The following is a 21,274-nucleotide window of genomic DNA, read 5'->3' on the forward strand; positions in this document are numbered from 1 at the left end:
CGCTCATTCGGAGGCTTTCATCAGGATGGACGGACGCGTGTCGAGCGACGAACTTCTCGATATACTTGGAGACACCGAGTCCCGGGCGCTGCTCGTGACGCTCCGCCGCGACTCTCGCACCGCGAAGGAACTCGGTGAGACGCTCGACCTCTCGCTTCCGACCGTGTACCGACGGCTCGACCGACTGTGCGAGTGCGGCCTCGTCACCTCGACGACCGAGGTTCGCGACGACGGAACCCACTGCCGACGCTACGAGTGCGACTTCGACGAGGCGGTCGTCTCCCTTTCGGACGAGGGATTCCGGACCGAACCCCGCTCGACACCCCCGGTATCGGGCGGTCAAGTCGAGTCAGAGAACAACTGACGACGTGGGGTCGAATCAATCATGGTTCCTCACGATATCCGGTGTCGCGTCGGAACACGCTCGCCGTAGGTGGCCGAAAACAGCCTTCATACCCCGCGTAGCGCGCTGTTTTTCAACGCGCGAAATTCCACCTCCACATTTATAGCAACAACTGACTATCTGAGATTCATGATACGTCCAGGCGCGCGCTCCGGGCAGGGAGACGCGCGGCGTCAGGGCAAGGGGGGAAACGAATGATAATCGACCCGTCACGGATGGCATCCGTCAACGGACCGGGACCCGATAGCGAGGTCGCGATGGAGGCGCTCCGGGAGACTGCGAAGGGGGCAGTCTCGCTGGTCGCCGTCTACGGTGCGACGGCGTTCGACCTGTTCCACGTCGGCGAGACCGTCCGTGAGGACTTTCGGAGTCGCGACGAGCTCGTGGCGCACCTGAGTTCGCTCGCCGAGGAGACTCGGCGCGAGTTCATGGAACGCGGGCTGTTTTCCGGGCTGAGCCCGGTGCAAAACAGCGTCGAGTACCGCTTCGAGGAACGCGACGGCTACGGCGTGTTACAGGTCTACTGCGGCGGCCGCGGGATGTTGCTTTTCGTCGAACCCGACGAGAGCGTCGAGCCGCTGGTGAAGACCGCGTCACAGCTTCTCGGCGGGATGTAACCGCCCTCGGAGCCCCGCGCCCCGAGTCGCGAACACGGCCGTGAGCGGTTGCGCTCGACTGCGTTCGACCGCGAGACGCGATACCGCACGGCGTGGGTCGGCGTGTCCGAGAGCCTTCGAACCGCCACATTTTATGCCCGACCGGCGGAACGAGCGCCATGGACCAGTTGCGGCAGTCCCTTCTCGACGCGCCGATCATCGAAAAAGGAGATTACGAGTACTTCGTCCACCCGATCAGCGACGGTGTTCCGATGCTGGAACCGGGGCTCCTCCGCGAAATCGTCATCAAAATCATCCGCAAGGCGAACCTCGAAAACGTCGACAAAATCGTCACGCCGGCGGCGATGGGCATCCATATCTCGACGGCCGTCTCGCTGATGACGGACATCCCGCTCGTCGTCATCCGCAAGCGCGAGTACGGTCTCGACGGCGAGGTGTCGCTCCACCAGCAGACGGGCTACTCCGAGGGCGACATGTTCATCAACGACGTCAACGAGGGCGACCGCGTGCTCGTCCTCGACGACGTGCTGTCGACCGGCGGCACGATGAAGGCCGTCCTCGACGCGCTCGACCACATCGGCGCGGACGTCGTCGACACCGTCGCCATCATCAAGAAGGCCGGCCCGAACGAACTCGACGACTCGGACCACCACGTCAAGACGCTCATCAACGTGACCGTCGAAGACGGCGAGGTCGTCATCGTCGACGAGCACGGCGACGACTGACCCGACACCGACACGGCCGCGGTGTCAGAGTCAGAGCCGCGCCACCTTCGCCCGCGGATTTCCGCCTCCGCGGGGCCTTTTTGTGCCCGGGCCGTACTCGGGAGCGATGACATCGGCGCTTTTCATCGTCAGCGAAGACGGCTACTGGGGAGAGGAATGCATCGAGCCGCTCACGACTCTGACCGACGCCGGCGTGGACGTAACCGTTGCGACGCCGACGGGCGGCGTCCCGGTCGTCGACGAGCGCTCTGTCGACCCCGAGGAGGTCGGCGAGGAACTCGCAGAGCGCGTCGTCGAGGTCCACGAAAACGACGAGCGACTCCAGAACCCGAAGCCGATTGCACAGGTCGACGCCGACGCGTACGACGCCGTGGTGTTCCCCGGCGGTCACGGGACCGCGTGGGACATCAATCAGGACCGACACGCCCGACAGGCGCTCTTGCAGGCGGTCGCCGGCGACGACTCGAAGGCGCTCGTCGTCTGCCACGCGGTCGGCATCCTCGGGTTCACCCGCGAGGCCGACGGCTCGTTCCTCGTCGAGGGGCGCGAGGTCACCGGCTTCCCCAACGAGTGGGAAGAGGGTATCGTCGACGACGACGACCTGATGCCCGACGGCCGGAAGCTCCCGTACTGGGTCGAAGACGAGGTGAAGGCCGCCGGCGGCGTCTGGGACGCCGAACTCGACAGCGACACCAGCGTCACCGTGGACGGCGACCTCATCACCGCGCGCGGCCCCGGTTCCTCGGCGGCGGCGGCCCAGACGCTGTTGGACGAACTGTAAGCCGCGAACGTCTCGCCGCCTCGGTCACGCCGTGGCGCGACTCGACTACTCGATTTTGAACACGGCTTCTTCGATGCCCTCGCTTCGGCACTCCGGACACCGCGAGGGGTAGTTCACGGGGTCGTCGAAGGCGGTGAAGCCGCAGTGTTTGCACTCCGGCGGCGCGACGAGGAACTGCTCGCCGTCCGCTCCGTGGACCGTTCGGGCGACGTGCTGGAGGTGGCCGTACACCGACGACACCGAGACGCCGACGCTCGCCGAGAGTTCGGAGGCCGTCGCGGGGTCGTCGCGGAGGGCGTCGGTGATGCGCTGGCGGGCCGTCGTGTCGGACTCCCGGGCTGTCATATCGCCGGGTTGGGGGCCGAAGGGAAAATCCCTTGCGCCGCCGCCGGGCGAGAGATGTCAGCAATATAGAGAGGATGCAAAAAGGCCTTGTCAACGTGGCGGGATTTGGCGTGTATGAAGGCAGTCGTCCTTGCCGGTGGGTACGCGACGCGTCTGTGGCCGATTACCAAACACCGACCCAAGATGTTCTTACCCGTCGGTGACCAGACGGTCATCGACACCATCTTCGAAGACCTGGAGGCCGACGACCGGGTCTCGGAAGTGTTCGTGAGCACGAACGAGCGCTTCGCCGGCGCGTTCGAGGAGTACATCGACGAGTCGCCGTTCGACAAGCCGACGCTGTCGGTCGAAGACACGAGCGAAGAAGACGAGAAGTTCGGCGTCGTCGGCGCGCTCGCCCAACTCATCGACCGCGAGGAGGTCGACGAGGACCTCGTCGTCATCGCGGGCGACAACCTCATCAGCTTCGACGTGGGCGACTTCGTGGACTTCTTCTACGAGAAGAACGCGCCGTGTCTCGCCGCCTACGACGTGGGCGACAAGGAGCGCGCGAAGGCCTACGGCCTCGTCGAACTCGACGGCGACCGCGTCATCAACTTCCAGGAGAAGCCCGAGGACCCCAAGAGCACGCTCGTCTCCATCGCCTGCTACGCCATCCCGGCGGACGACCTGCCCAAGTTCGACGAGTATCTCTCCGGCGACAACAACCCCGACGAGCCCGGCTGGTTCATGCAGTGGCTCCAACAGACGGGCGACCTGTTCGCCTACACGTTCGACGAGGCGTGGTTCGACATCGGAACGCCCCAGAGCTACCTCGACGCCGTGGCGTGGTACCTCGGCGGCGAGAACTTCATCCACGAGTCGGCGACGCTCACGAACACCGAGGTCGGCACCAACGTCCACGTGATGGCCGACGCGGTGGTCGAAGACTCCGTCCTCGAAGAGTCCGTGGTGTTCCCCGGCGCGGTCATCCGAAACGCGGAGCTCAAGAACTCCATCGTCGACGAGGAGACACACATCGAGAGCCTCGACCTCTCGAACGCCCTCATCGGGGCGCACTCGCGGTTGACGAACGGCCAGTAGCGCGGTCCCGCGGGCCGAACCCGCAACCCGGCCGCGAGTTCTTATCCTGATTCTTCCCCGAGGAACGCGTCGGTGATGCGGAGGCGGCCGTGGGTCCCCTCCCACTCCGTCTCGTACTCCAGTTCGATGGGGCGGTCCATGTGCGGCCCGTCGGTGACGAGCGTCTCGAACTCGCCGCCTTCGCCGAGGATGTGGACGCCGTACCGGTCGTTGAGCGCCTCCAGTTCGTCGAGCGCGTCGGCGTCGAGCGTCCGGCCGAGCCACGACTCGTCGAGGCCGTGAGCCGCGACCTGGATGATGGTGATTTCGAAGCCCGCCTCGAGCATGGCGTCGCCGAGTTCGCGGGGGTTTTCCTGCCACAGCGGGGCGAACAGGTCGATGTCGAGGCGGTCGCACATCGCCTGAATCCGGTCGGTCTGGAACTCGCTTTCGATGGCTCCGGCGGTGACGCCCGCGAGGTCCATCTCGGCTTGGAGGTCCGACAGCGCGGCTTCGAGGGGTTCGAGCTCGGCGTCGCCCTGCGCGCCGGAGTCGGCGGCGGCGGTCGCTTCGAGATCGCCGGGATGGACCTCGACGAGTTCGATGCCGGTGCTCTCGGCGGCGAGCGCGGCGAGGTCGGTCGCCGGGACGTGGTACATGTACGAGTCGTCGCTGGGGTGGACGGTCAGGAGGCGGGTGACGTTCAACCCCTCTTCGAGCGCGCGGTAGAGCGCCCACGAGGAGTCCTTGCCGCCGGAAAAGAGACTGACCCACTCGGATGTCATGGAGGCGATAGCGTATTGGAGGAGTTAGGCGCTACGGTGTGCACGCCGCGGACTCGTTTCGATAGACCCCCCGGACTACATATAGCCCAAATCGCGGAGCCGGCCCATCAGGTCCTCTTTGTCCTGCGCACGCCCCTCGCGTTCCGCGCTCGCGCCGAGGTCCTGCGCCCACGCGGGTCGGTCGTCGGACTTCGCGGAGCCGGATTCGGTGCCGAGCGAGCGGTAGCCCTCGAAGTACTTCGGCGAGACGGGGAGTTCGGCGGGTTCGACGCCGTCGGGCAGGTCGTCGGACGTTTCGGGGACGTGGCCCGCGGGATAACCCTCGACCGAGTCGGGGACGATGTACTCCCAGAACGTCGCCCACACGTCGGCTTCTTCGAACTGGAGGATGGGGTGAACGCGGTCGTGCGGCGGGTACTTCTCGGAGTCGTGGCGGGGGCTGAAGAACGTCTCGTCGGCGCGGGACTCCTGTTCGTCCCAACGGACGCCGGAGAAGACGCCGTCGAAGCCGCGGGCTTCGAGCGTGTCGTTGAGCGCGACGGTCTTCAACAGGTGGTTGCCCTCGAAGGAGTCGGCGTCGAGGACGACGCTTTCGCCCTCGTAGCCGAGGCGGGCGAGTTCGCGGCGGGTGTCGTCGCCGAGGTCCGCGAGGGGAATCTCGTCGCCGGGCGACGCGCCGAGGCGCGCGAAGTCCTCGTTGCGGGCGACGACGAGGTCGAGGTCCCAGCGGTCGGCCCACTCGCGGACGAACGCCTCGGTCTCGTCGAAATGTTCGAAGTGGTCGATGAAGACGACGGGCGGCACGGGGACGCCCATGTCGGCGGCGACCTCGCGGACGGCGTAGAGGACGAGCGTTGAGTCCTTGCCACCGGTCCACATGACGGCCGGGCGTTCGTACTGTTCGAGCGCGGTCGCGGTCACTGTCGCTGCCTTTTCGAGTTTGTCTTCGAGGGTCGGGTAGTCGGCGGCGGTCTCCTCGCGGCCGTCGTCGTAGTCGAGGTCGAGGTCGTCGGGGAACGTGTGAACCATACAACAAGACTCGGCCGCGGAGACTATCGCTGTTTCCGCCGTGCGGCGGTCGCAGTCGCTCTCGAAGCGGGGCCGGGAAAAAGTGGCCGCGACGCGGCGTTCGCGTCAGGTGTCGGCCGTCGTCACATGTAGCCGAGGTCGCGCAGGCGCTCCATCAGGTCCTCCTTGTCCTGGGCGCGGCCCGCGCGCTCGGTCGTGTTCTCCATGTCCTGCAGCCACGCCGGTTCCTCGGCGGACTTGTCGGTCGAGACCTCGCTGCCGAGACTCCGGAAGCCGGCGAAGTATTTCGGCGAGACGGGCACGTCCTCCTGGGTGACGCCCTCGGGGAGGTCGGTGTCGCTCGTCGGGACGTAGCCGTCCTCGGGGTAGTTCTCGACGGTATCCGGGACCGCGAAGTACCAGAAGGCGTCCCAGACGGCGCTCTCTTCGAACTGGAGGATGGGTTGAATGCGGTCGTGCGGGGGGTAGATGTCGGGGTCGTGACGGGGGCTGAAGAACGTCTCGTCGGCGCGGGCCTCCTGTTCGTCCCAGCGGACGCCGGAGATGACGCCGTCGATGTCGTACTCTTCGAGGGTGTCGTTGAGTGCGACGGTCTTCAGCAGGTGGTTGCCGACGTAGGTGTCGAGCAGGAAGGGGAACGTGTCCTCCTCGTACTCGAGGATGTTACGGATGTGGTGCTGGTTGTGCTCCGAGAGTTCGGAAACCGGGATGTCGTCGCCGGGTTCGAGGCCGTTCTCGTCGACGTACGCGCCGACGTCCTCGTTACGCGCCCAGATGACGTCGAGGTCCCACTCGTCGGCCCAGTGCTCGACGAAGTCCATGATTTCGTCGAAGTGCTGGTAGTGGTCGATGAAGACTGCCGGCGGGACTTCGAGGTCGTAGCGCTCTGCGACCTCCTTGATGAAGTAGAGCGTGAGCGTCGAGTCCTTGCCACCGGTCCACATCACGGCGGGGTTCTCGTACTGTTCGAGACCCTGCTTCGTGACCTCGATGGCCTTCTCGATCTTGTCCTCGATACTCGGGTAGTCCTCCGGCGTCTCACCTTCGCCGTCGGTGTAGTCGACGTCGAGGTAGTCCGGGAAGGATTCGGCTTCCGACATGATGTGTAATTACATCTAATTAGGCGGTGTAAATGCTTTTTGCCCGAGGCGTAGTGTGGCGCGTGATACCGCCGAGCACGATTTGGGCCGCTGGCTCACGCGGTTCGGCGGTGACGGGATGAGGAGATACGACGCGTTTAGGAGATGAACTTGTTGTCGCGCCAGTTGATTCCGCTGTCCGAGGAACCGTTCTGCTGGGGATTCTCGACGACTTCGACGGAGGCGGCACGCACCTCGCCTTCGACGATGCGCGTCGCTTGCAGTTCGTCGCTTTCCTCGGTGATGGCGGTCAGCGTCCCCTTCTCCGAGAGCATCGCAATCTCGCGGAGGACGAGGAACATCGGGTACTGGAGCGCCGTGTTCTGGAGCACGGTTTCGAGGTCGCCTTTGAAGCAGGCGAACTCGACGAGTTCGGAGGGAATCTCCTCTTCTTCTTCGTCTCCCCAGTTGGGCGCGCCCGCTCGGGGCGGCTCTTCTTCGTAGACGCGATTTTCCGTCACGCTCGCTTTCAACTGGGCCGTCGGCGTGTACTTGCTGAGGTTGTCGTCGGCGGAGACGGCTTTGATGATGAGAGTGTTGTTTCGGCGGGTGATGTCTACGTTCTCGACCTCAGGCGGCAGTTCTGGGTCGTTTTCGAAGTAGTCCATCACGTCTTCGAGTGGCAGTTCCAACGTCGAATGGAGTCGATATACGCGGCCTGACATTGTTGGCTTCGGTATCGACGAGAGCCACGGTGCGAGCGCACCCGGATGGCGATACCTGTGTGCATGTACGAGTTCGAGGCTTATATGGCCTCCCCTTCTCGCTAGGCGAGAGCAACAGAGTCGGCGTCGGGCCGCTGTCCGGCGGTCTGTCGGGGTCGCTCCCGGGGTCAGTTCGCGCCGGTCAGCGTCGCTTCGAGGTCGCCGCGCTCGTCGAGTTCTTCGAGGATGTCGCTGCCGCCGACGAACTCGCCGTCGACGAACGTCTGGGGGATGGTCTCCCAGTCGCTTTTCTCCTTGAGCGCCTCGCGGTAGTGCGGGAGCGCGGGCAGCACGTCGACGGTTTCGAACTCGTCGACGTACTGGGAGATGAGGTCGACCGCCTTCGCGGAGTAGCCGCACTGCGGCATCAGGCGGTTGCCTTTCATGAACAGGACGACGCGGTTGTCAGCGACGGCCTCGTTGACGCGGGTCTGCACTTCTTCGGGGTCCAAACTCTCCGGTTGGAACGTCATGCACCCAGATAACGGCCGGGCGGACAAAGGAGTTGCGTCGCGGGTGGGTCGACAACGACACGACACCGACGGCCCGCGACGACCGAGCCGACGCTTACTGCTCGCCGACGCGGACGACGTTGATAAGCGAGTGGACGGGGACGCCGTCGATCTCCTCGACGCCCTGCTTGTCGACGATGACCACGCACGCGAGGGGTTCGCCGCCCTCCGAGCGGATGGCGTCGATGGTCTCGCGGAGCGTCGTACCGCTCGTCACCGTGTCGTCGACGATGAAGCAGTCGCGGCCCTCGACGGGCGAGAAGTTCCGGGAGAAGCCGCCGCCGAGGTCTTCGAGGTCGCCTTCGTCCCACTGGTGTTTCGCGGGCGAGTACGCGCCGAGCGTCGTTTCGAGTTCGCGCGAGACGGAGGTCGCGAGCGGGACGCCAGCCTTCTCGATGCCGACGGTCACGTCGGCCTCGCCGTTCGTCTCCATGAGCAGGTCGGCGAGCGCGCGCCCGACGTAGGTGAGGCGCTTGCCGCCGCTCCCGATGGCGTTCCAGTCGACGTGGATGTCGTCGGGGCCTTCGGGCTCCGCACGGGGTTCGGGTTCGGTCGCCGCGCCGCTTCGTTCGACCAGCCAGCTGGCGGTCTCGCGGGAGACGTTCAGCTCGTCGGCAATCTCGCCTTTCGAGAGGCCGCGGTCCGCGAGCTCAGCCGCGCTGGCGATGAGGTCGTCGACGTTCTTCATACAGTACCGAATTCGATGGCGGTTTTTATAGTGGTGTCGTCGTCTTCGAATGCTGCTTCGAACTCCGAAAGCGGATGGACGCCCGTGACCAACTCGCGGAGGAACCACCGGGGAAGCTTGGTGAACGTCACGGTCGCGGCCTCGAAGTGCTTGACGTGGGAGTTGACGCTGCCGACGAGCGCCTTGTTGTGGAGCACCATCTCGCGGTGGAACGCGCCGGCGTCGACCTCGAACTCCCAGTCGCTCGGGACGCCGAGGAGGGCGGCCACGCCGTTCGGCGCGAGCGCCTGCACCGACTGGATGGCGTGTTTGGGGAAGCCGGTCGCCTCGTAGATGAAGTCCATATCCTCGTGTGCGCCCGGAATCTCTTCGACCGGCGTCTCGCGGGAGTCGACGTAGGTCGCGCCGAGCTTCTCGATGATGTCGATAGTCGGGTCCGGTCGGTCGCGCCGACCGAGGCAGTAGAGGTCCTCGTAGCCCTTGTCGTCGGCTCTCAACATGGCGAGCGTCAGGAGTCCGAGGCTCCCGTTGCCGAGGACGAGCGCCGACGAGGGGTTCCAGTCGAACGCCGACCGGCTCGCGTAGGCGTGCTCCCGCGCCTTCTCGGTGATGGAGATGGGCTCGATGAGGAAGCCGAGTTCGGCCTGCGAGCGCGGGATGCGGACGAGGTAGTCCGACGGACTCGTGAAGTACTCGGACATGAAGCCGTGCGCGCCGACGATGCCGCGCTCGGCGTACATCCCGTCGGGGGCCATGTCGGGTTGGTCCTTCTCGAAGTACTCGTTCGTCCCCGACGCCGGCGGGCGGCGGACCGTCGGCACGACGATGTCGCCTTCCTCCAGTTCGGTGTCGTTCGGGTCGACGACGACGCCGACCGCCTCGTGGCCGAGCACGAGGTGGTCTTCGCCCTCGGGGAATCCGCCGTGGCCGCCGGCGATGACCTCGTGGTCCGTCCCGTCCACGCCGACCCGAAGCGTTCGGACCAGCGCCTCCCCGGCGTCGGGTTCCGGTCGCGGCTTCTCGATGACGACCGGCTTATCTTCCCCGCGCTCGACGGCGATTGCTTTCATACCTCCACCAACGCACCACCCCACCAAAAGACTTATTCTATGATGAGTAAATAATTCAGCCACGGTGAGCGCCCTGCGTCGTCGTCCCAGCCCATGACGAACCGCACTGCGCGGACCAGCCTGTCCAGCCCACCCGTGCCGGCGCTCGCCGCCGAACCCGTGCCCGAACCGCGCCGAGGCCGATATCCCGTGCCCGTCGGCCTCTGAGGCGGTTTCGGTTTTCTCCTGACGCTCGCTCGACTCAGCGGCGCGTTCGACCGACCGCGGAAAAAGAGCGCGTCGCTTCGTCGGGCCGCTGCCTGCCGACCCGACGACTCGACCCTCGGTTCAGTTGTCGATATCGTCGACGAGTTCGTCCGCGAGCCCGACGTACGTCGCGGGCGTGAGCGCGAGCAGTTCCTCGCGGGTTTCTTCGTCCACGTCGAGGTCCGCAAACAGGTCGTGGAAGTCGTCGAGGGTCACCTCGCGGCCGCGGGTGAGCTCCTTCACCCGCTCGTAGGCCTGCGTGTCGCCCTCGCGGCGGAGAATCGTCTGGACGGCCTCGCCGATGATGGCCGGCGTGTCGTCGAGTTCGTCGCGCATGACCTGCTCGTTCGGGACGACCTTGCCGAGGCCGGTCTGGGTCTTCTTGTAGCCGATGAGACAGTGGGCGAACGCCGCGCCGACGTTACGTTTGACCGTGGAGTCCGAGAGGTCGCGTTGGAGGCGCGAGGTCGTCACGTAGTCCGCAAGGAACGTCAGGTCGGCGTTGGCCTTCGAGAGGTTGCCCTCGGAGTTCTCGAAGTCGATGGGGTTGACCTTGTGCGGCATCGTCGACGAGCCGGTTTCGCCTGCGACGGCCTCCTGTCCGAGGTAGCGGTCGGAGACGTACAGCCACGCGTCGCGGTCGAGGTCGACGAGGACGTTGTTGACGCCGCGGACGGCGTCGAACAGCGCCGCGAGGTCGTCGCAGGGGTTGACCTGCGTGGCGAGCGCGGTGTGGTCGAGGCCGAGCGACCCGACGAACTCGCGGGAGAACGCCCGCCAGTCCACGTCGGGGTAGGCGGCGACGTGGGCCGCGTAGACGCCCGACGCGCCCGCGAGCTTGCCGGCGAGGTCGTCGGTCGCGGCCTCGACGCGGGCGAGCGTCCGGCCGAGGCGGGCGGCGTAGACGGCCATCTCCTTGCCGAACGTCGTCGGCGTCGCGGGCTGGCCGTGGGTGCGCGCGAGCATGGGCACGTCGCGGAACTCCCGCGCGAGCGAGACGAGTTCGTCGCGGGTGTCGCGGAGTTCGGGGACGAGCACCTCCTCGACCGCGCCTTTCACCATGAGGCGCTGGGCGAGGTTGTTCACGTCCTCGGAGGTGAGTCCGAAGTGAATCCACGGGTGGACCGACTCGTCGGTCTCGGTGCGGATGAAGTACTCGACGGCCTTCACGTCGTGATTCGTCGCCGAGAAGCCTTCCGCGCCCTCGACTTCGAGCCGCTTCACGAGATCGGCGTCGTCGGCGTCGAACGCCTCGTAGAGCGCGCGGAGGTCGGCGCGCTCGGCCTCGGAGAACGAAAGCGGCGTCGCGTCGAGGCCGGCGAGCGCGAGGAGGTACTCCACTTCGACTTCCACGCGGGCGCGCATGAGCGCGGCCTCGCTCACGTGCGGCGCGAGGGGTGCGGTTCGGGAGGCGTATCGCCCGTCGAGCGGGGACACCGCGTACAGCGGGTCGTGCCGGTCGGCGTCGGTCATGTCTGAGTCGTCACGATGGGGGAGGTTAAACGCCGGGGGTTCGCCGCCGCCGCGGAAGCGACGAGTACGCATGAGTGTGCGCACTCAGCCCCTGTCTGCGGCCTCGGTGGGTTAGATATATACATAATCGAGCATACTCCGGCGTCGAGGACCGCAACCACTTTGAGGGCCGCGAGTCGCCATCCTCACATGGTCACCATCGCCGGTCTCGCGAGCAACCGTGGACGAAACCTGCGCAACATCTCCGACCGCGCCCCCGGCGGGGCGGAACTCGGCGTCGTCGTCTCGAACCGCGCCGACGCGCCCGTCGTCGACTGGGCGGACGAACGCGGTATTCCCAGCGAGGTCGTCGAACGCGGCGACGACGAGTCCCGCGAGTCCCACGAAGAGCGCATCCTCGATACCCTCGCGGACTACGACTTCGACCTCGTCTGTCTCGACGGCTACATGCGCGTGCTCACCTCGACGTTCCTCGACGCCGCGCCGACGACGCTCAACGTCCACCCGTCGCTGCTCCCCGCGTTCCCCGGCATGGACGCCCACGAACAGGTCCTCGACGCCGGCGTCAAGACGACCGGCTGTACGGTCCACGTCGTCAACGAGGAGGTCGACGCCGGTCCCATCGTCACCCAAGAGGCCGTTCCGGTCTACACCGACGACGACGCCGACGACCTCAAATCGCGCGTCCTCTACGACGCCGAGTTCAAGGCCTACCCGCGCGCAGTCCGCTGGTTCGCCGAGGACCGCGTGACGGTCGAAGACGATTCCGTCACCGTCGAGGACGACGTTGACGCCGGCCTCCCCGAGCGCCGCGTCACCTCCGAGGACCGCTACGACGAACTCCGGTACGGCGAGAACCCGCATCAGGACGCCGCCGTCTACGTGGACGAGACGTGCGACGAGGCGTCGGTCGTCGGCGCGCCCCAGCTCAACGAGGGCGCGAAGGGACTGTCGTACAACAACTACAACGACGCCGACGGCGCGCTGAACCTCATCAAGGAGTTCGACGAGCCCGCCGCGGCGGTCATCAAGCACACGAACCCCGCCGGCTGCGCCACCGCCGACACGCTCGCGGAGGCCTACGCCGACGCCCTCGCCACGGACCCGATGAGCGCCTTCGGCGGCATCGTCGCGCTCAACCGCGAGTGCGACGCCGAGACGGCGGAACTCGTCATCGACTCGTTCAAGGAAGTCGTCGTCGCGCCCGGCTACACCGACGACGCGCTCTCTGTGCTGACCGAGAAGAAGAACCTCCGCGTCCTCGATGTTGGCGACCTCGGCGACCGGACCGAGACCTACACCGAGAAGGCGCTCGTCGGCGGGCGACTCGTCCAGGAGCGCGACCTCTGGACGCCGACGCTCGACGACCTCGAAGTCGTCACCGAGACCGAACCCACGGACGAGCAGTTGGAGACGATGCTGTTCGCGTGGAAGGTCCTGAAGCACGTGAAGTCCAACGGGATTCTCTTCGCCAAGGGAACCGAGACGGTCGGCGTCGGCATGGGGCAGGTCTCCCGCGTGGACGCGGTCGAACTCGCCGCGATGAAGGCCGAGGAACACGCCGAGGGCAAGGATGCGCAGGGAGCCGTCATGGCCTCCGACGCGTTCTTCCCGTTCCCGGACGGCGTGGAGAAGGCGGCCGGCGCGGGTATCGAGGCGGTCATCCAGCCCGGCGGGTCGGTGAACGACGAGGAGGTCATCGAGGCCTGCGACGAGCGCGGGATTGCGATGGTCTTCACCGGCCAGCGGTGCTTTAGGCACGACTGAGCGAAGCGAAAGAGAGCCTAAAGCTCGAAGCACGACCGGTGGGAGCGCTCCGGTGCTTCCGCCACGACTAGTGCCTGAAACTCGCGGCCGCGCGTCTCTCTGATACGACTCACGACCCGTTCCCACGTCCTAACACCGACGGTGTCCCTTCAAGTGTCGGCGAGGCGAACACAGAGGTATGTACGAACACATCCTGGTGCCGACCGACGGGAGCGAGGGGACGATGCAGGCAATCGAGCACGCGCTCGAACTCGCCGGGGCGGAGTCGACGATTCACGTGCTGTCGGTCGTCGATCAGCGGGTGTACCTCGCCGCGGGCGGCGACCAGCAGGACGCCGTCATCCAGTCGCTCCGCGACGACGCGGTACAGGCGGTCGAGCGGTGCGCCGAGAAGTGCGAGGGGAAGGCGTCGACGACGACGGCGGTTCGAGACGGCGTGCCGCACCGGGTCATCCTCGACTACGCCGACGAACACGACGTCGACGTGGTCGTGATGGGGACCCACGGGCGGACCGGCCGCGACAAACTCACGTCGCTCGGGAGCGTCACCGAGCGCGTCATCGAGAACGCGAAGCGCCCGGTGCTCGTCGTCCACATCGACTGAGCGCGGCGCGTCGGCGCGCCCGCGGCGCGTCGTCGCGACCCTCCGCGGTCGAAGCACGCCGGAGGTCGGCGTCGTGTCGCAGGAGTGACGTGGAGCGTTAGGCCTAAGCCCACCGTCCGGTTTCTCACGCGTATGGAGTACCACGAGGCGGTGAACTTCCTTTTCGACCTCCGGCGGTTTCAGGTCAAGCCGGGGACCGAGTCGATTCGGCGGTTGCTCTCTCACCTCGGCGACCCCCACGAGGGCGTGTCGTTCGTGCAGGTCGCGGGGTCGAACGGAAAGGGAAGCACCGCCCGGATGGTCGACGCGATGCTGCGCGAGTCGGGCGCGCACGTCGGCCTCTACACCTCGCCGCACTTCGACGACGTGCGGGAGCGCGTCCGCGTCGACGGCCGGAAGATTCCGAAGTCCGCGCTGTCGGCGTTCGTGGCCGAAGCCAAGCCGTACCTCGTCGAGCGGGCCGCCGACGGCGAGCCGCTGACCTTCTTCGAGACCGTGACCGCGCTCGCGCTGTGGTACTTCGACCGCGCGGACGTGGACGTGGCGGTGCTCGAAGTCGGGATGGGCGGCGAACTCGACGCGACGAGCGCGGTCGACCCGGTCGCCAGCGCCGTCACCAACGTCTCGCTCGAACACACCGCGGTCCTCGGCGACACGGTCGCGGAAATCGCGAAGACGAAAGCCGCCGTCGCGCCCGCCGACGCGCCGCTCGTGACCGGGACGACCGGCGAGGCGCTGTCGGTCATCCGCGACGAGGTCGGTGACGTGTTGACCGTCGGGGACGCCGACGCCGACTCGGACGCCGACGTTCGCGTCTCCTACGGCGGCCGCGTCAACCACCAGGAGGCGGCCGTCACCGTCGAGACCGACGCCGAGGCGCTCGACGTTCGCATCCCGCTTTTGGGCGCGTATCAGGCGCGAAACGCCGGCATCGCCGTCTCGCTCGCCCGGCAGGTCCGCCCGGATATCGACGCGGAGGCGATTCACCGCGGTCTCCGAAACGCCCACTGGCCGGGTCGGTTCGAGGTCATGGGCACGGAGCCGACGGTCGTCCTCGACGGCGCGCACAACCCCGACGCCTGCGCGCAGGTCGCCACCGTCCTCGACGAGTTCGACTACGAGGACCTCCACCTCGTCTACGGCGCGATGCACGACAAGGACCACGGCGAGATGGTCGGGGCGCTCCCGGAGGTGGCATCGGTCGTCACCTGTAAGGCGGACATCTCGCGGGGCGAGGCCCCCGAGATACTGTCGTCCGTCTTCGAGCGACTCGACGGACCCGCAGTCGAGACCGGCGGCGCGGTCGCCGCGGCGCTCGACCGGGCGCTCGCCCGCGCCGACCCGGACGACTGCGTGCTCGTCGTCGGCTCGCTGTACGTCGTCGCCGAGGCCCGCACGACGTGGACGCGGGCGGTCGTCCCGAAGACTCACCGCACACTCGACGACGCCCGACAGACCCTCGAACGCGCGAACGTCGCTGCCGCCGCCGAACGGAGCGAACGCGCGAAGCGGGGGGTCAACAGAACGGTCCACACGCGCGTCCAGCGCCGGCAGGCGCGGGTGCTCCGCGAGGAACTGCTGTCGGTCGGCGGCGACTGCGCCGTCTCGGGCCACGAGTTCGGCGGCGAACTCGTCGACGTGGTCCTGACCGGAACGCTCGACCAGTTCGAGCGCCTGACGGCGGCCCTCGAAGACCGACCGTACGCGCTCGCCGGTGTCGCTGGGGAAATCCGTGAGGCGCTCGCCATCGAGGCGGCTGACGCCGGCGAAGACGACGAGCGCGGCGCGGGCGACGCGAGCGACGCCGGCCACGATGCCGACGACTACCCGTGGGACGACGGCACGGCCGTCATGGGCATCCTGAACGTGACGCCGAACAGTTTCCACGACGGCGGGGAGTTCTACGACATCGACGACGCCGTCGAGCAGGCGCGGGCGATGGTCGACGCCGGCGTGGACATCATCGACGTGGGCGGCGAGAGCACCCGCCCCGGCGCGGACGAGGTCCCCGTCGACGAGGAAATCCGCCGCGTCGCGCCCGTCATCGAGGCCATTGCCGACCTCGACGTGCTCGTGTCCGTGGACACCCGCAAGGCCGCGGTCGGCGCGGCCGCCCTCGACGCCGGCGCGGACATCCTCAACGACGTGACCGGCCTCGAAGACCCCGAGATGCGCTTCCTCGCGGCCGAGCGGGACGCGCCGGTCATCGTGATGCACAGCATCGACGCCCCGGTCGACCCGACCCGCGAGATCGACTACGACGACGTGGTCGAGGACGTCATCGACGAACTGACCGAACTGGTGTTGCTCGCCGAGAAGGCGGGCATCCCGCGGCGGAACCTCATCGTCGACCCCGGTCTGGGCTTCGGGAAGTCGAAGGCCGAGAACTTCGAACTTCTCGGGCGCACCGACGAGTTCGCCGCGCTCGGCTGTCCGATTCTCGTCGGCCACTCCCACAAGTCGATGTTCTCGCTCGTCGGCGAGAAGCCCGGCGACAACCTCGCGGCGACCGTCGCGGGCACGGCCATCGCCGCCGACCGCGGAGCCGACATCGTCCGCGTCCACGACGTGCCGGAGAACGTCGCGGCCGTGAACGTCGCGCTCGCCTCCCGGGACCCGAGTCGGTTCGGAGCCGACGCCGAGCGCGAAGACTGAGACCGACGCGCCGGGCATCAGAGTGAAACCGACGTTTTTCTGCGCCGAGTGCCTACCCCCACCTCGTGTGCACACTCATCCTCGCGTGGCAGGTGTTCGAGGACGCGCCGGTCGTCGTCGCCGCCAACCGCGACGAACTCCTCGGCAGGCCCGCCGAACCGCCCCGGCGGTGGGAAAACGGCGACGGCCTCGCAATCGTCGCCCCGCGGGACGCCGAGGCCGGCGGGACGTGGGTCGGCTACAACGACGCGGGCGTCTTCGTCGGCATCACCAACCGCTGGGTCGACGTCGACGGCGGCGGCGAGCGCTCCCGGGGCCACCTCGTCCGCGACGCGCTCCGCCGCGAGACCGCCGAGGACGCGGCCCGGTTCGTCGAGCACGCGGTCGAGGACGACACCTACGACGGCTTCAACCTCGTCGTCGCCGACGAGAACGCCGCGCTGTTCTTCGAGTGGGACGGCAGTCTGTCGGTTCGGAACGTCGAACCCGGCGTCCGCGTCGTCGTCAACGTCGGTACGCCCGAGTCGTGGTTCGTCCCCGAGCGACGGCCCGAGGTGGGGAAGCGGCAGGCCGACAACGCCCGGCGACTGGAGGAGGCGCTCCAACCCGAGCCGAGCGAGTCGGTGGAAGCGTGGCGCGAGCGAGCGAAGGCGGCGCTGGGCGACCACGACTTCGGCGTCTGCGTCCACGACCCGGAGGGTCGGTTCGGCACGCGCTCGTCGTCGGTCATCACGCTCGGCGGGGCGGAGTTCGCGTACGAATTCGCCGACGGCCCGCCGTGTCAGACCGCCTTCGAACCGGTCGAACGTCAGGATTAAACCGCTCGCACGACGTGTAGATGGTATGAGCGCGAGCGAAGCCGAGCAAGACCTTTCTTCCGACGAGCGCGCGGGACTGGACCTCATCCGCGAGTCGGGCGGCATCCACCAGAGCGACTTCTGGAAAGAACTCGACATCTCCTCCCGGAAGGGGAGCCGCATCGCCGAGGTGCTGGAGTCGCTCGGTCTCATCAAGCGGACCGAGACCGTCTACAACGGCCACACCACCTACTACCTCGAACCCGCCGCGCGCGACCTCGACTTCTCGATGCTGATGGCCGGCGACATGCTCTCGCCGCTCATCGGCGAAGAGGAGATTAACGCCAACAGCAACGCCTTCTCGCAGTGGCTCATGAACCTCGCCTACGAGGAGTACTGAGCCGCCCGGGGTCGCTCTCCGTGGCCCGCTAGACGACCGCGTTTCCGGTTCTGTTTCGGGTTTCGTTTTCCGTTCCCGCCTCGTGTTCCGGCCGTGAGCGACGCCACCGCTCCCCGTCGCGTCCGAGACGCCGGCGCGGTCGCTCACCGGGCGGGAGTCGAAGAAGACCGCGCGGGAACCGGGAACGAGAAACGAGAACCGCGGGACGCGGCTTACTCGTCGGACTGTTCGTCGTCGTCCTCGGTCGCCAACAGGTCGTTGGCTTCGAGGTAGTCCTCGATTTCGTCGTTGGATAGCTCGACGAAGCGCTCGGACTCGGCGGAGACGGTCGCCACGTCGACGCCGTCGGGCGCGGTGCCCTCGTCGCTGGTCGAGGCGATGGCCTCCAGCGCGAGTTCGATACCCTCGTCGAGGGTCAGGTCGTCGCGGAAGTTCTCTTCGAGGTGCTCCTGGTGGTCGCCGCGGTCGGCCCCGATGGAGACGGCCTTCCACTCGTAGGGAGTCCCCGAGGGGTCCGTCTCGTAGAGACGGGGGGTGCCGTTTTCGACGCCGCCGATGAGGAGCGCGACGCCGAAGGGGCGCGCGCCGCCGACCTGCGTGTACTGCTGGATGTGGTCGGTGACTTCCTTGGTCAGCGTCTCGATGCCGATGGGTTCGCCGTAGCGGAGGCGGTTGACCTGCGACTGGCGGCGGGCGAAGTCGATGAGCTGGCGGGCGTCGGCGACGTGGCCGGCGCTCGCGATGCCGATGTGGTCGTCCGCCTTGTGAATCTTCTCGACGCTCGTCGGTTCCATCAGCGGCGAGCGAGAGCGCTTGTCCGCCGCGAGGACGACGCCCTCGGGCGTTCGCACGCCGATGCTCGCGGTGCCGCGCTTGACGGCCTCACGAGCGTATTCGACCTGATAGAGTCGACCATCCGGCGAGAAGATCGTAATCCCGCGGTCGTACGCCTGTTGTTGCGCTTGTCCCTGCATGGAATATCACTCGAAATCGAGTTGCGTCGCGCCCGTGAACCCGTCCGAACCGCGAACGTCGAAGAGGGAGTCGCGGACGACGGCGGTTCGGGAGTCGTTCTCGAACACGACGGTTCTCTCCTCGGAAATTCCGGCCCGGCCGTGTAAATACCTTTCCGAACAGGCACGCACTGTCCCCGAGACGCCTCGCACTCTCACCCCGACCGGGTCGCCGCCGACGGCGTCGATGCAGGCGAGTGCGGCCCGTGCCTCCTCGACGTGGCCGCGGCGGGCGCGGACGATAGTCTCGGCGACGCCGTCGGCGTACTCGAACCCGAGGACGGTCAGGTCGGCGTCGGCGCTCCCGGCGTCGCCGTAGAGGTTCTGGGCGGCGTACCAGAGTTCGCGCTGGAACGGTCCGCGGGCGAGGTCGGCGTCGGGCCACGTCTCGATTTCGACGGCGAGATACCGCCGCCGCGGCCGGAGGTGTTTGGGCAGGTGTTTCATCGGCTCAGCTCACTCGTCGGCGCTCGGCGCTCGCTCGGCGACGAGGACGCCCACCTGCTCGTGGACCGATTCGACGGCCGTGAGGACGAACCCGGCGTCCGTGAGCGCGTCGGCGAGGAAGCCGACGGTCGCGGGGTCGTCCACCTCCGGCGAGTAGAACGGCTCGTCGGGGTCGGGCGTCCCGAAGAACATCACGTCGCCGAGGACGAACCGCCGGGGTTCGAGGTCGGCGATGACGCCGATGGCCTCGCGTTTCTCCTCGTCGGAGAGGTGGTGCATGGCGAAGTTCGTCACCACGATATCGACCTGCTCGTCGTCGCCCACGTTCGGGTCTCGGAACCGGCCCTCGTCGAACTCGACGTTCTCGATGCCGACGTCGGCGGCCTTGGTTCGGGCCTGTTCGAGCATCCCCTCGCTGATATCGCGGCCGACGACGCGCTTCGCGTCGGGCGCGAGGGCGAGGGCGATAGCCCCCGTGCCGGTGCCGAGGTCAAGTACCACGTCCTCGGGAGAGGGGTCGGCGTAGTGGACGACGAGCGAGACGCACGCGCGGTACTCGTCGCTGTCTTGGGAGTCGTCGTACTCCGCGGCGATGTGGGAAAAGCGGGCGGCGTGTTCCTCAATCGTCTTCTTCATACCGTCCCCGTTTGACGCCGGGGGCTATGAACGACTCGGACGTGCGCTCGCGGTTGCGCGCCGCGAGGCGGCCCCACTCGCGGAGGCCGTCGAGCACCTGCTCGCGGTCGAAGCCGATGACCTCGCCCAGTCCCGCCAACTCGCGGGGACTCCGCAGTTGGAGATGCGACGACGGGGTCGCGGAGACGACGTAGGGGGCGTCGTAGTACTCGACGAGTTCGCGGAGCTTTCGGAGCGCCGAGATGGCCTGTACGCGGGTTCCCCCGTCGCTTCGGAGCACCGGTCCGAGGTCGAACTCGACGCGGACGCCGTTGTCGCGGGCGGCCTTGGCGAGGACGTGGTTGAAGTTGCCCTCGCCCGTCATCGGCCGCGAGAGCACGTCCACGCGCGGCTGTTCGACGGCGAATCTGTTGAGGGCGTTCGTGCCGCCGCGGAGGATGAGCAGTTCGCGCTGCGGGCGGTAGTTGCCGACCGCGCCGCTGGCTTGTTCCGGGTTGGACGCGTCGATTTCGACGGCGTCGACGAGGTCCACGTCGAGCGCCTCGCGGAGGCGGTCGTAGTCGGGGCGGGCGTCGAGCGCGCGGACGACGACCCCGTCGTAGTCGTACCGCCCGGCGGCGACGGCGACGCGACTGACCGTGCTCTCGCCGTCGGGGTGTGCGTAGACCGCCTCGTACATACGCCGACTCAGGTGCGGGTGGGAAAAGGGCGTTGCGTTCCGGAGCGACGGGGCAGTCGGCGCGGCGGGGCGGTCGGCGCGGGCGAGCGAACGGGTGAACTGGCGAACCCGGGACCGTGCGCTTAGAGGCCGCGGGCGGCGACGAACGACGCGACGAGGAGCGCGGCGACGCCAACTCCGGCACCGAAGCCGAGGACGTCGATTCCGGACGACTAATCGGCCGTCGTCGCGGTCGACGCGGACGTCGTTTCGGCCGTCGCGGCGTCGCTGATATCGGGCGTGAGCGTCGAATCTTCGGGCATATCGTACGTCACGAGCGTGGCGTTCTCCTCGTAGATCGGCTGTTGGTCCCGGCGAACCGAGACCTGCACCGGCCCGCCGCGGAGTTGGGCCATCTCCGAGAGATCGAACGTTACGTCGAAGCTGCCGTTTTCTCCGACGCGGACGGCCTTCGAGACGAGAAACGGATGGGTATCACCGACGGATTTCACGCGGACGCCGATGAGCGTCCCGGGCGCGAACGGGGTCGTCCCGTGGACGTGCTCGCCGTCGACCGCGTCGAGCGTAAGCTCGTCGCCCGCGTGGTCGATAGCGGTGCCGCTGTCGGCGGCGACGACGCCCGACAGCGACAGCGCGACCACGACGACGAGGGTGACGATGAGATATGGAGGGCGCATCGTCCGAAACGTATCGTTCG

At 67.3% G+C, this 21,274-nt stretch carries 23 protein-coding genes and 1 pseudogene; 10 read left to right on the plus strand and 14 right to left on the minus strand.

The genetic code is table 11. The features are described 5' to 3' along the window. Window positions 1-25: 25 nt before the first annotated feature. The 4 genes from C458_RS04625 to C458_RS04640 all read left to right on the plus strand — a co-directional run bounded on the left by C458_RS04625 (window position 26) and on the right by C458_RS04640 (window position 2,526). A complete protein-coding gene (locus C458_RS04625) occupies window positions 26-364 on the plus strand; it encodes a winged helix-turn-helix domain-containing protein (RefSeq protein WP_008573620.1) in 339 nt (112 codons plus the stop codon). Window positions 365-618: 254 nt separating this feature from the next. After that, the gene (locus tag C458_RS04630; protein WP_008573621.1) at window positions 619-1,020 is read left to right on the plus strand and encodes a hypothetical protein; all 402 of its coding nucleotides are present in this window, start codon (window positions 619-621) and stop codon (window positions 1,018-1,020) included. Window positions 1,021-1,178: 158 nt separating this feature from the next. Next, complete coding sequence (hpt, locus tag C458_RS04635) at window positions 1,179-1,745, plus strand: hypoxanthine/guanine phosphoribosyltransferase (RefSeq protein ID WP_004043866.1); 567 nt, start codon at window positions 1,179-1,181, stop codon at window positions 1,743-1,745. A gap of 106 nt (window positions 1,746-1,851) precedes the next feature. Further along, entirely contained in the window at window positions 1,852-2,526 is a 675-nt protein-coding gene (locus tag C458_RS04640) for a type 1 glutamine amidotransferase domain-containing protein (RefSeq protein WP_008573622.1), read from the plus strand. A 45-nt stretch (window positions 2,527-2,571) separates the two neighbouring features. On the opposite strand, the gene C458_RS04645 is transcribed toward C458_RS04640, so the two are convergent. Beyond that, on the minus strand, window positions 2,572-2,871 hold the full coding sequence (locus C458_RS04645; protein ID WP_008573623.1) for a transcriptional regulator: 300 nt from the start codon (window positions 2,869-2,871) through the stop codon (window positions 2,572-2,574). A gap of 114 nt (window positions 2,872-2,985) precedes the next feature. On the opposite strand from C458_RS04645, the gene C458_RS04650 reads away from it, so the two are divergent. Beyond that, on the plus strand, window positions 2,986-3,954 hold the full coding sequence (locus C458_RS04650) for a sugar phosphate nucleotidyltransferase (RefSeq protein WP_008573625.1): 969 nt from the start codon (window positions 2,986-2,988) through the stop codon (window positions 3,952-3,954). Window positions 3,955-3,995: 41 nt separating this feature from the next. Here the strand turns inward: C458_RS04650 and C458_RS04655 are convergent, their stop codons facing one another. The 8 genes from C458_RS04655 to purB all read right to left on the minus strand — a co-directional run bounded on the left by C458_RS04655 (window position 3,996) and on the right by purB (window position 11,579). After that, the gene (locus C458_RS04655; RefSeq protein WP_008573628.1) at window positions 3,996-4,718 is read right to left on the minus strand and encodes a diphthine--ammonia ligase; all 723 of its coding nucleotides are present in this window, start codon (window positions 4,716-4,718) and stop codon (window positions 3,996-3,998) included. A gap of 75 nt (window positions 4,719-4,793) precedes the next feature. Next, window positions 4,794-5,747, minus strand: a complete 954-nt coding sequence (locus C458_RS04660) for a phosphoadenosine phosphosulfate reductase family protein (RefSeq protein WP_008573630.1) — start codon at window positions 5,745-5,747, stop codon at window positions 4,794-4,796. 122 nt (window positions 5,748-5,869) lie between these two features. Next, window positions 5,870-6,847, minus strand: coding sequence for a phosphoadenosine phosphosulfate reductase family protein (locus tag C458_RS04665; RefSeq protein ID WP_008573632.1), 978 nt, complete (start codon window positions 6,845-6,847; stop codon window positions 5,870-5,872). Between the two features lie 137 nt (window positions 6,848-6,984). After that, window positions 6,985-7,551 carry a hypothetical protein gene (locus tag C458_RS04670; RefSeq protein WP_004043858.1) on the minus strand — a complete coding sequence of 189 codons (567 nt, stop codon included), beginning with the start codon at window positions 7,549-7,551 and terminating at the stop codon, window positions 6,985-6,987. A 167-nt stretch (window positions 7,552-7,718) separates the two neighbouring features. Then, window positions 7,719-8,063 (minus strand): glutaredoxin, encoded by a 345-nt coding sequence (locus tag C458_RS04675; RefSeq protein WP_008573635.1) that lies wholly within the window; start codon window positions 8,061-8,063, stop codon window positions 7,719-7,721. A gap of 94 nt (window positions 8,064-8,157) precedes the next feature. Then, complete coding sequence (gene gfcR, locus C458_RS04680) at window positions 8,158-8,790, minus strand: transcriptional regulator GfcR (protein WP_004043856.1); 633 nt, start codon at window positions 8,788-8,790, stop codon at window positions 8,158-8,160. Then, window positions 8,787-9,860 (minus strand): glucose 1-dehydrogenase, encoded by a 1,074-nt coding sequence (locus C458_RS04685; protein WP_008573640.1) that lies wholly within the window; start codon window positions 9,858-9,860, stop codon window positions 8,787-8,789. The genes gfcR and C458_RS04685 overlap by 4 nt, the downstream gene beginning before the upstream one ends. 327 nt (window positions 9,861-10,187) lie before the next feature. Next, on the minus strand, window positions 10,188-11,579 hold the full coding sequence (purB, locus tag C458_RS04690; RefSeq protein ID WP_008573642.1) for an adenylosuccinate lyase: 1,392 nt from the start codon (window positions 11,577-11,579) through the stop codon (window positions 10,188-10,190). Between the two features lie 189 nt (window positions 11,580-11,768). Here purB and purH point away from each other — a divergent pair, with 189 nt between their 5' ends. The 5 genes from purH to C458_RS04715 all read left to right on the plus strand — a co-directional run bounded on the left by purH (window position 11,769) and on the right by C458_RS04715 (window position 17,802). Next, a complete protein-coding gene (purH, locus tag C458_RS04695; RefSeq protein ID WP_008573643.1) occupies window positions 11,769-13,346 on the plus strand; it encodes a bifunctional phosphoribosylaminoimidazolecarboxamide formyltransferase/IMP cyclohydrolase in 1,578 nt (525 codons plus the stop codon). Between the two features lie 178 nt (window positions 13,347-13,524). Continuing rightward, the gene (locus C458_RS04700; protein WP_008573645.1) at window positions 13,525-13,950 is read left to right on the plus strand and encodes a universal stress protein; all 426 of its coding nucleotides are present in this window, start codon (window positions 13,525-13,527) and stop codon (window positions 13,948-13,950) included. A gap of 132 nt (window positions 13,951-14,082) precedes the next feature. Next, entirely contained in the window at window positions 14,083-16,605 is a 2,523-nt protein-coding gene (gene folP / locus C458_RS04705; RefSeq protein WP_008573648.1) for a dihydropteroate synthase, read from the plus strand. A gap of 65 nt (window positions 16,606-16,670) precedes the next feature. Beyond that, window positions 16,671-17,423 (plus strand): NRDE family protein, encoded by a 753-nt coding sequence (locus C458_RS04710; RefSeq protein WP_008573649.1) that lies wholly within the window; start codon window positions 16,671-16,673, stop codon window positions 17,421-17,423. A gap of 25 nt (window positions 17,424-17,448) precedes the next feature. Then, the gene (locus C458_RS04715; protein ID WP_008573652.1) at window positions 17,449-17,802 is read left to right on the plus strand and encodes a transcription repressor CinR; all 354 of its coding nucleotides are present in this window, start codon (window positions 17,449-17,451) and stop codon (window positions 17,800-17,802) included. Window positions 17,803-18,014: 212 nt separating this feature from the next. Here C458_RS04715 and psmA read toward each other — a convergent pair whose 3' ends face one another. The 5 genes and pseudogenes from psmA to C458_RS04740 all read right to left on the minus strand — a co-directional run bounded on the left by psmA (window position 18,015) and on the right by C458_RS04740 (window position 21,254). Next, window positions 18,015-18,776, minus strand: a complete 762-nt coding sequence (psmA, locus tag C458_RS04720; protein WP_008573654.1) for an archaeal proteasome endopeptidase complex subunit alpha — start codon at window positions 18,774-18,776, stop codon at window positions 18,015-18,017. 6 nt (window positions 18,777-18,782) lie between these two features. Further along, a complete protein-coding gene (locus tag C458_RS04725) occupies window positions 18,783-19,262 on the minus strand; it encodes an Rpp14/Pop5 family protein (protein ID WP_008573656.1) in 480 nt (159 codons plus the stop codon). 9 nt (window positions 19,263-19,271) lie between these two features. Continuing rightward, window positions 19,272-19,898, minus strand: coding sequence for a class I SAM-dependent methyltransferase (locus C458_RS04730; RefSeq protein ID WP_008573658.1), 627 nt, complete (start codon window positions 19,896-19,898; stop codon window positions 19,272-19,274). Next, window positions 19,882-20,577, minus strand: a complete 696-nt coding sequence (locus tag C458_RS04735) for an RNase P subunit p30 family protein (RefSeq protein ID WP_008573660.1) — start codon at window positions 20,575-20,577, stop codon at window positions 19,882-19,884. The genes C458_RS04730 and C458_RS04735 overlap by 17 nt, the downstream gene beginning before the upstream one ends. A gap of 122 nt (window positions 20,578-20,699) precedes the next feature. Next, window positions 20,700-21,254 (minus strand): annotated as a pseudogene (locus C458_RS04740) (BGTF surface domain-containing protein). Window positions 21,255-21,274: the final 20 nt, after the last annotated feature.

Source organism: Haloferax sp. ATCC BAA-644 (assembly GCF_000336975.1).
Lineage (GTDB): Archaea > Halobacteriota > Halobacteria > Halobacteriales > Haloferacaceae > Haloferax > Haloferax volcanii.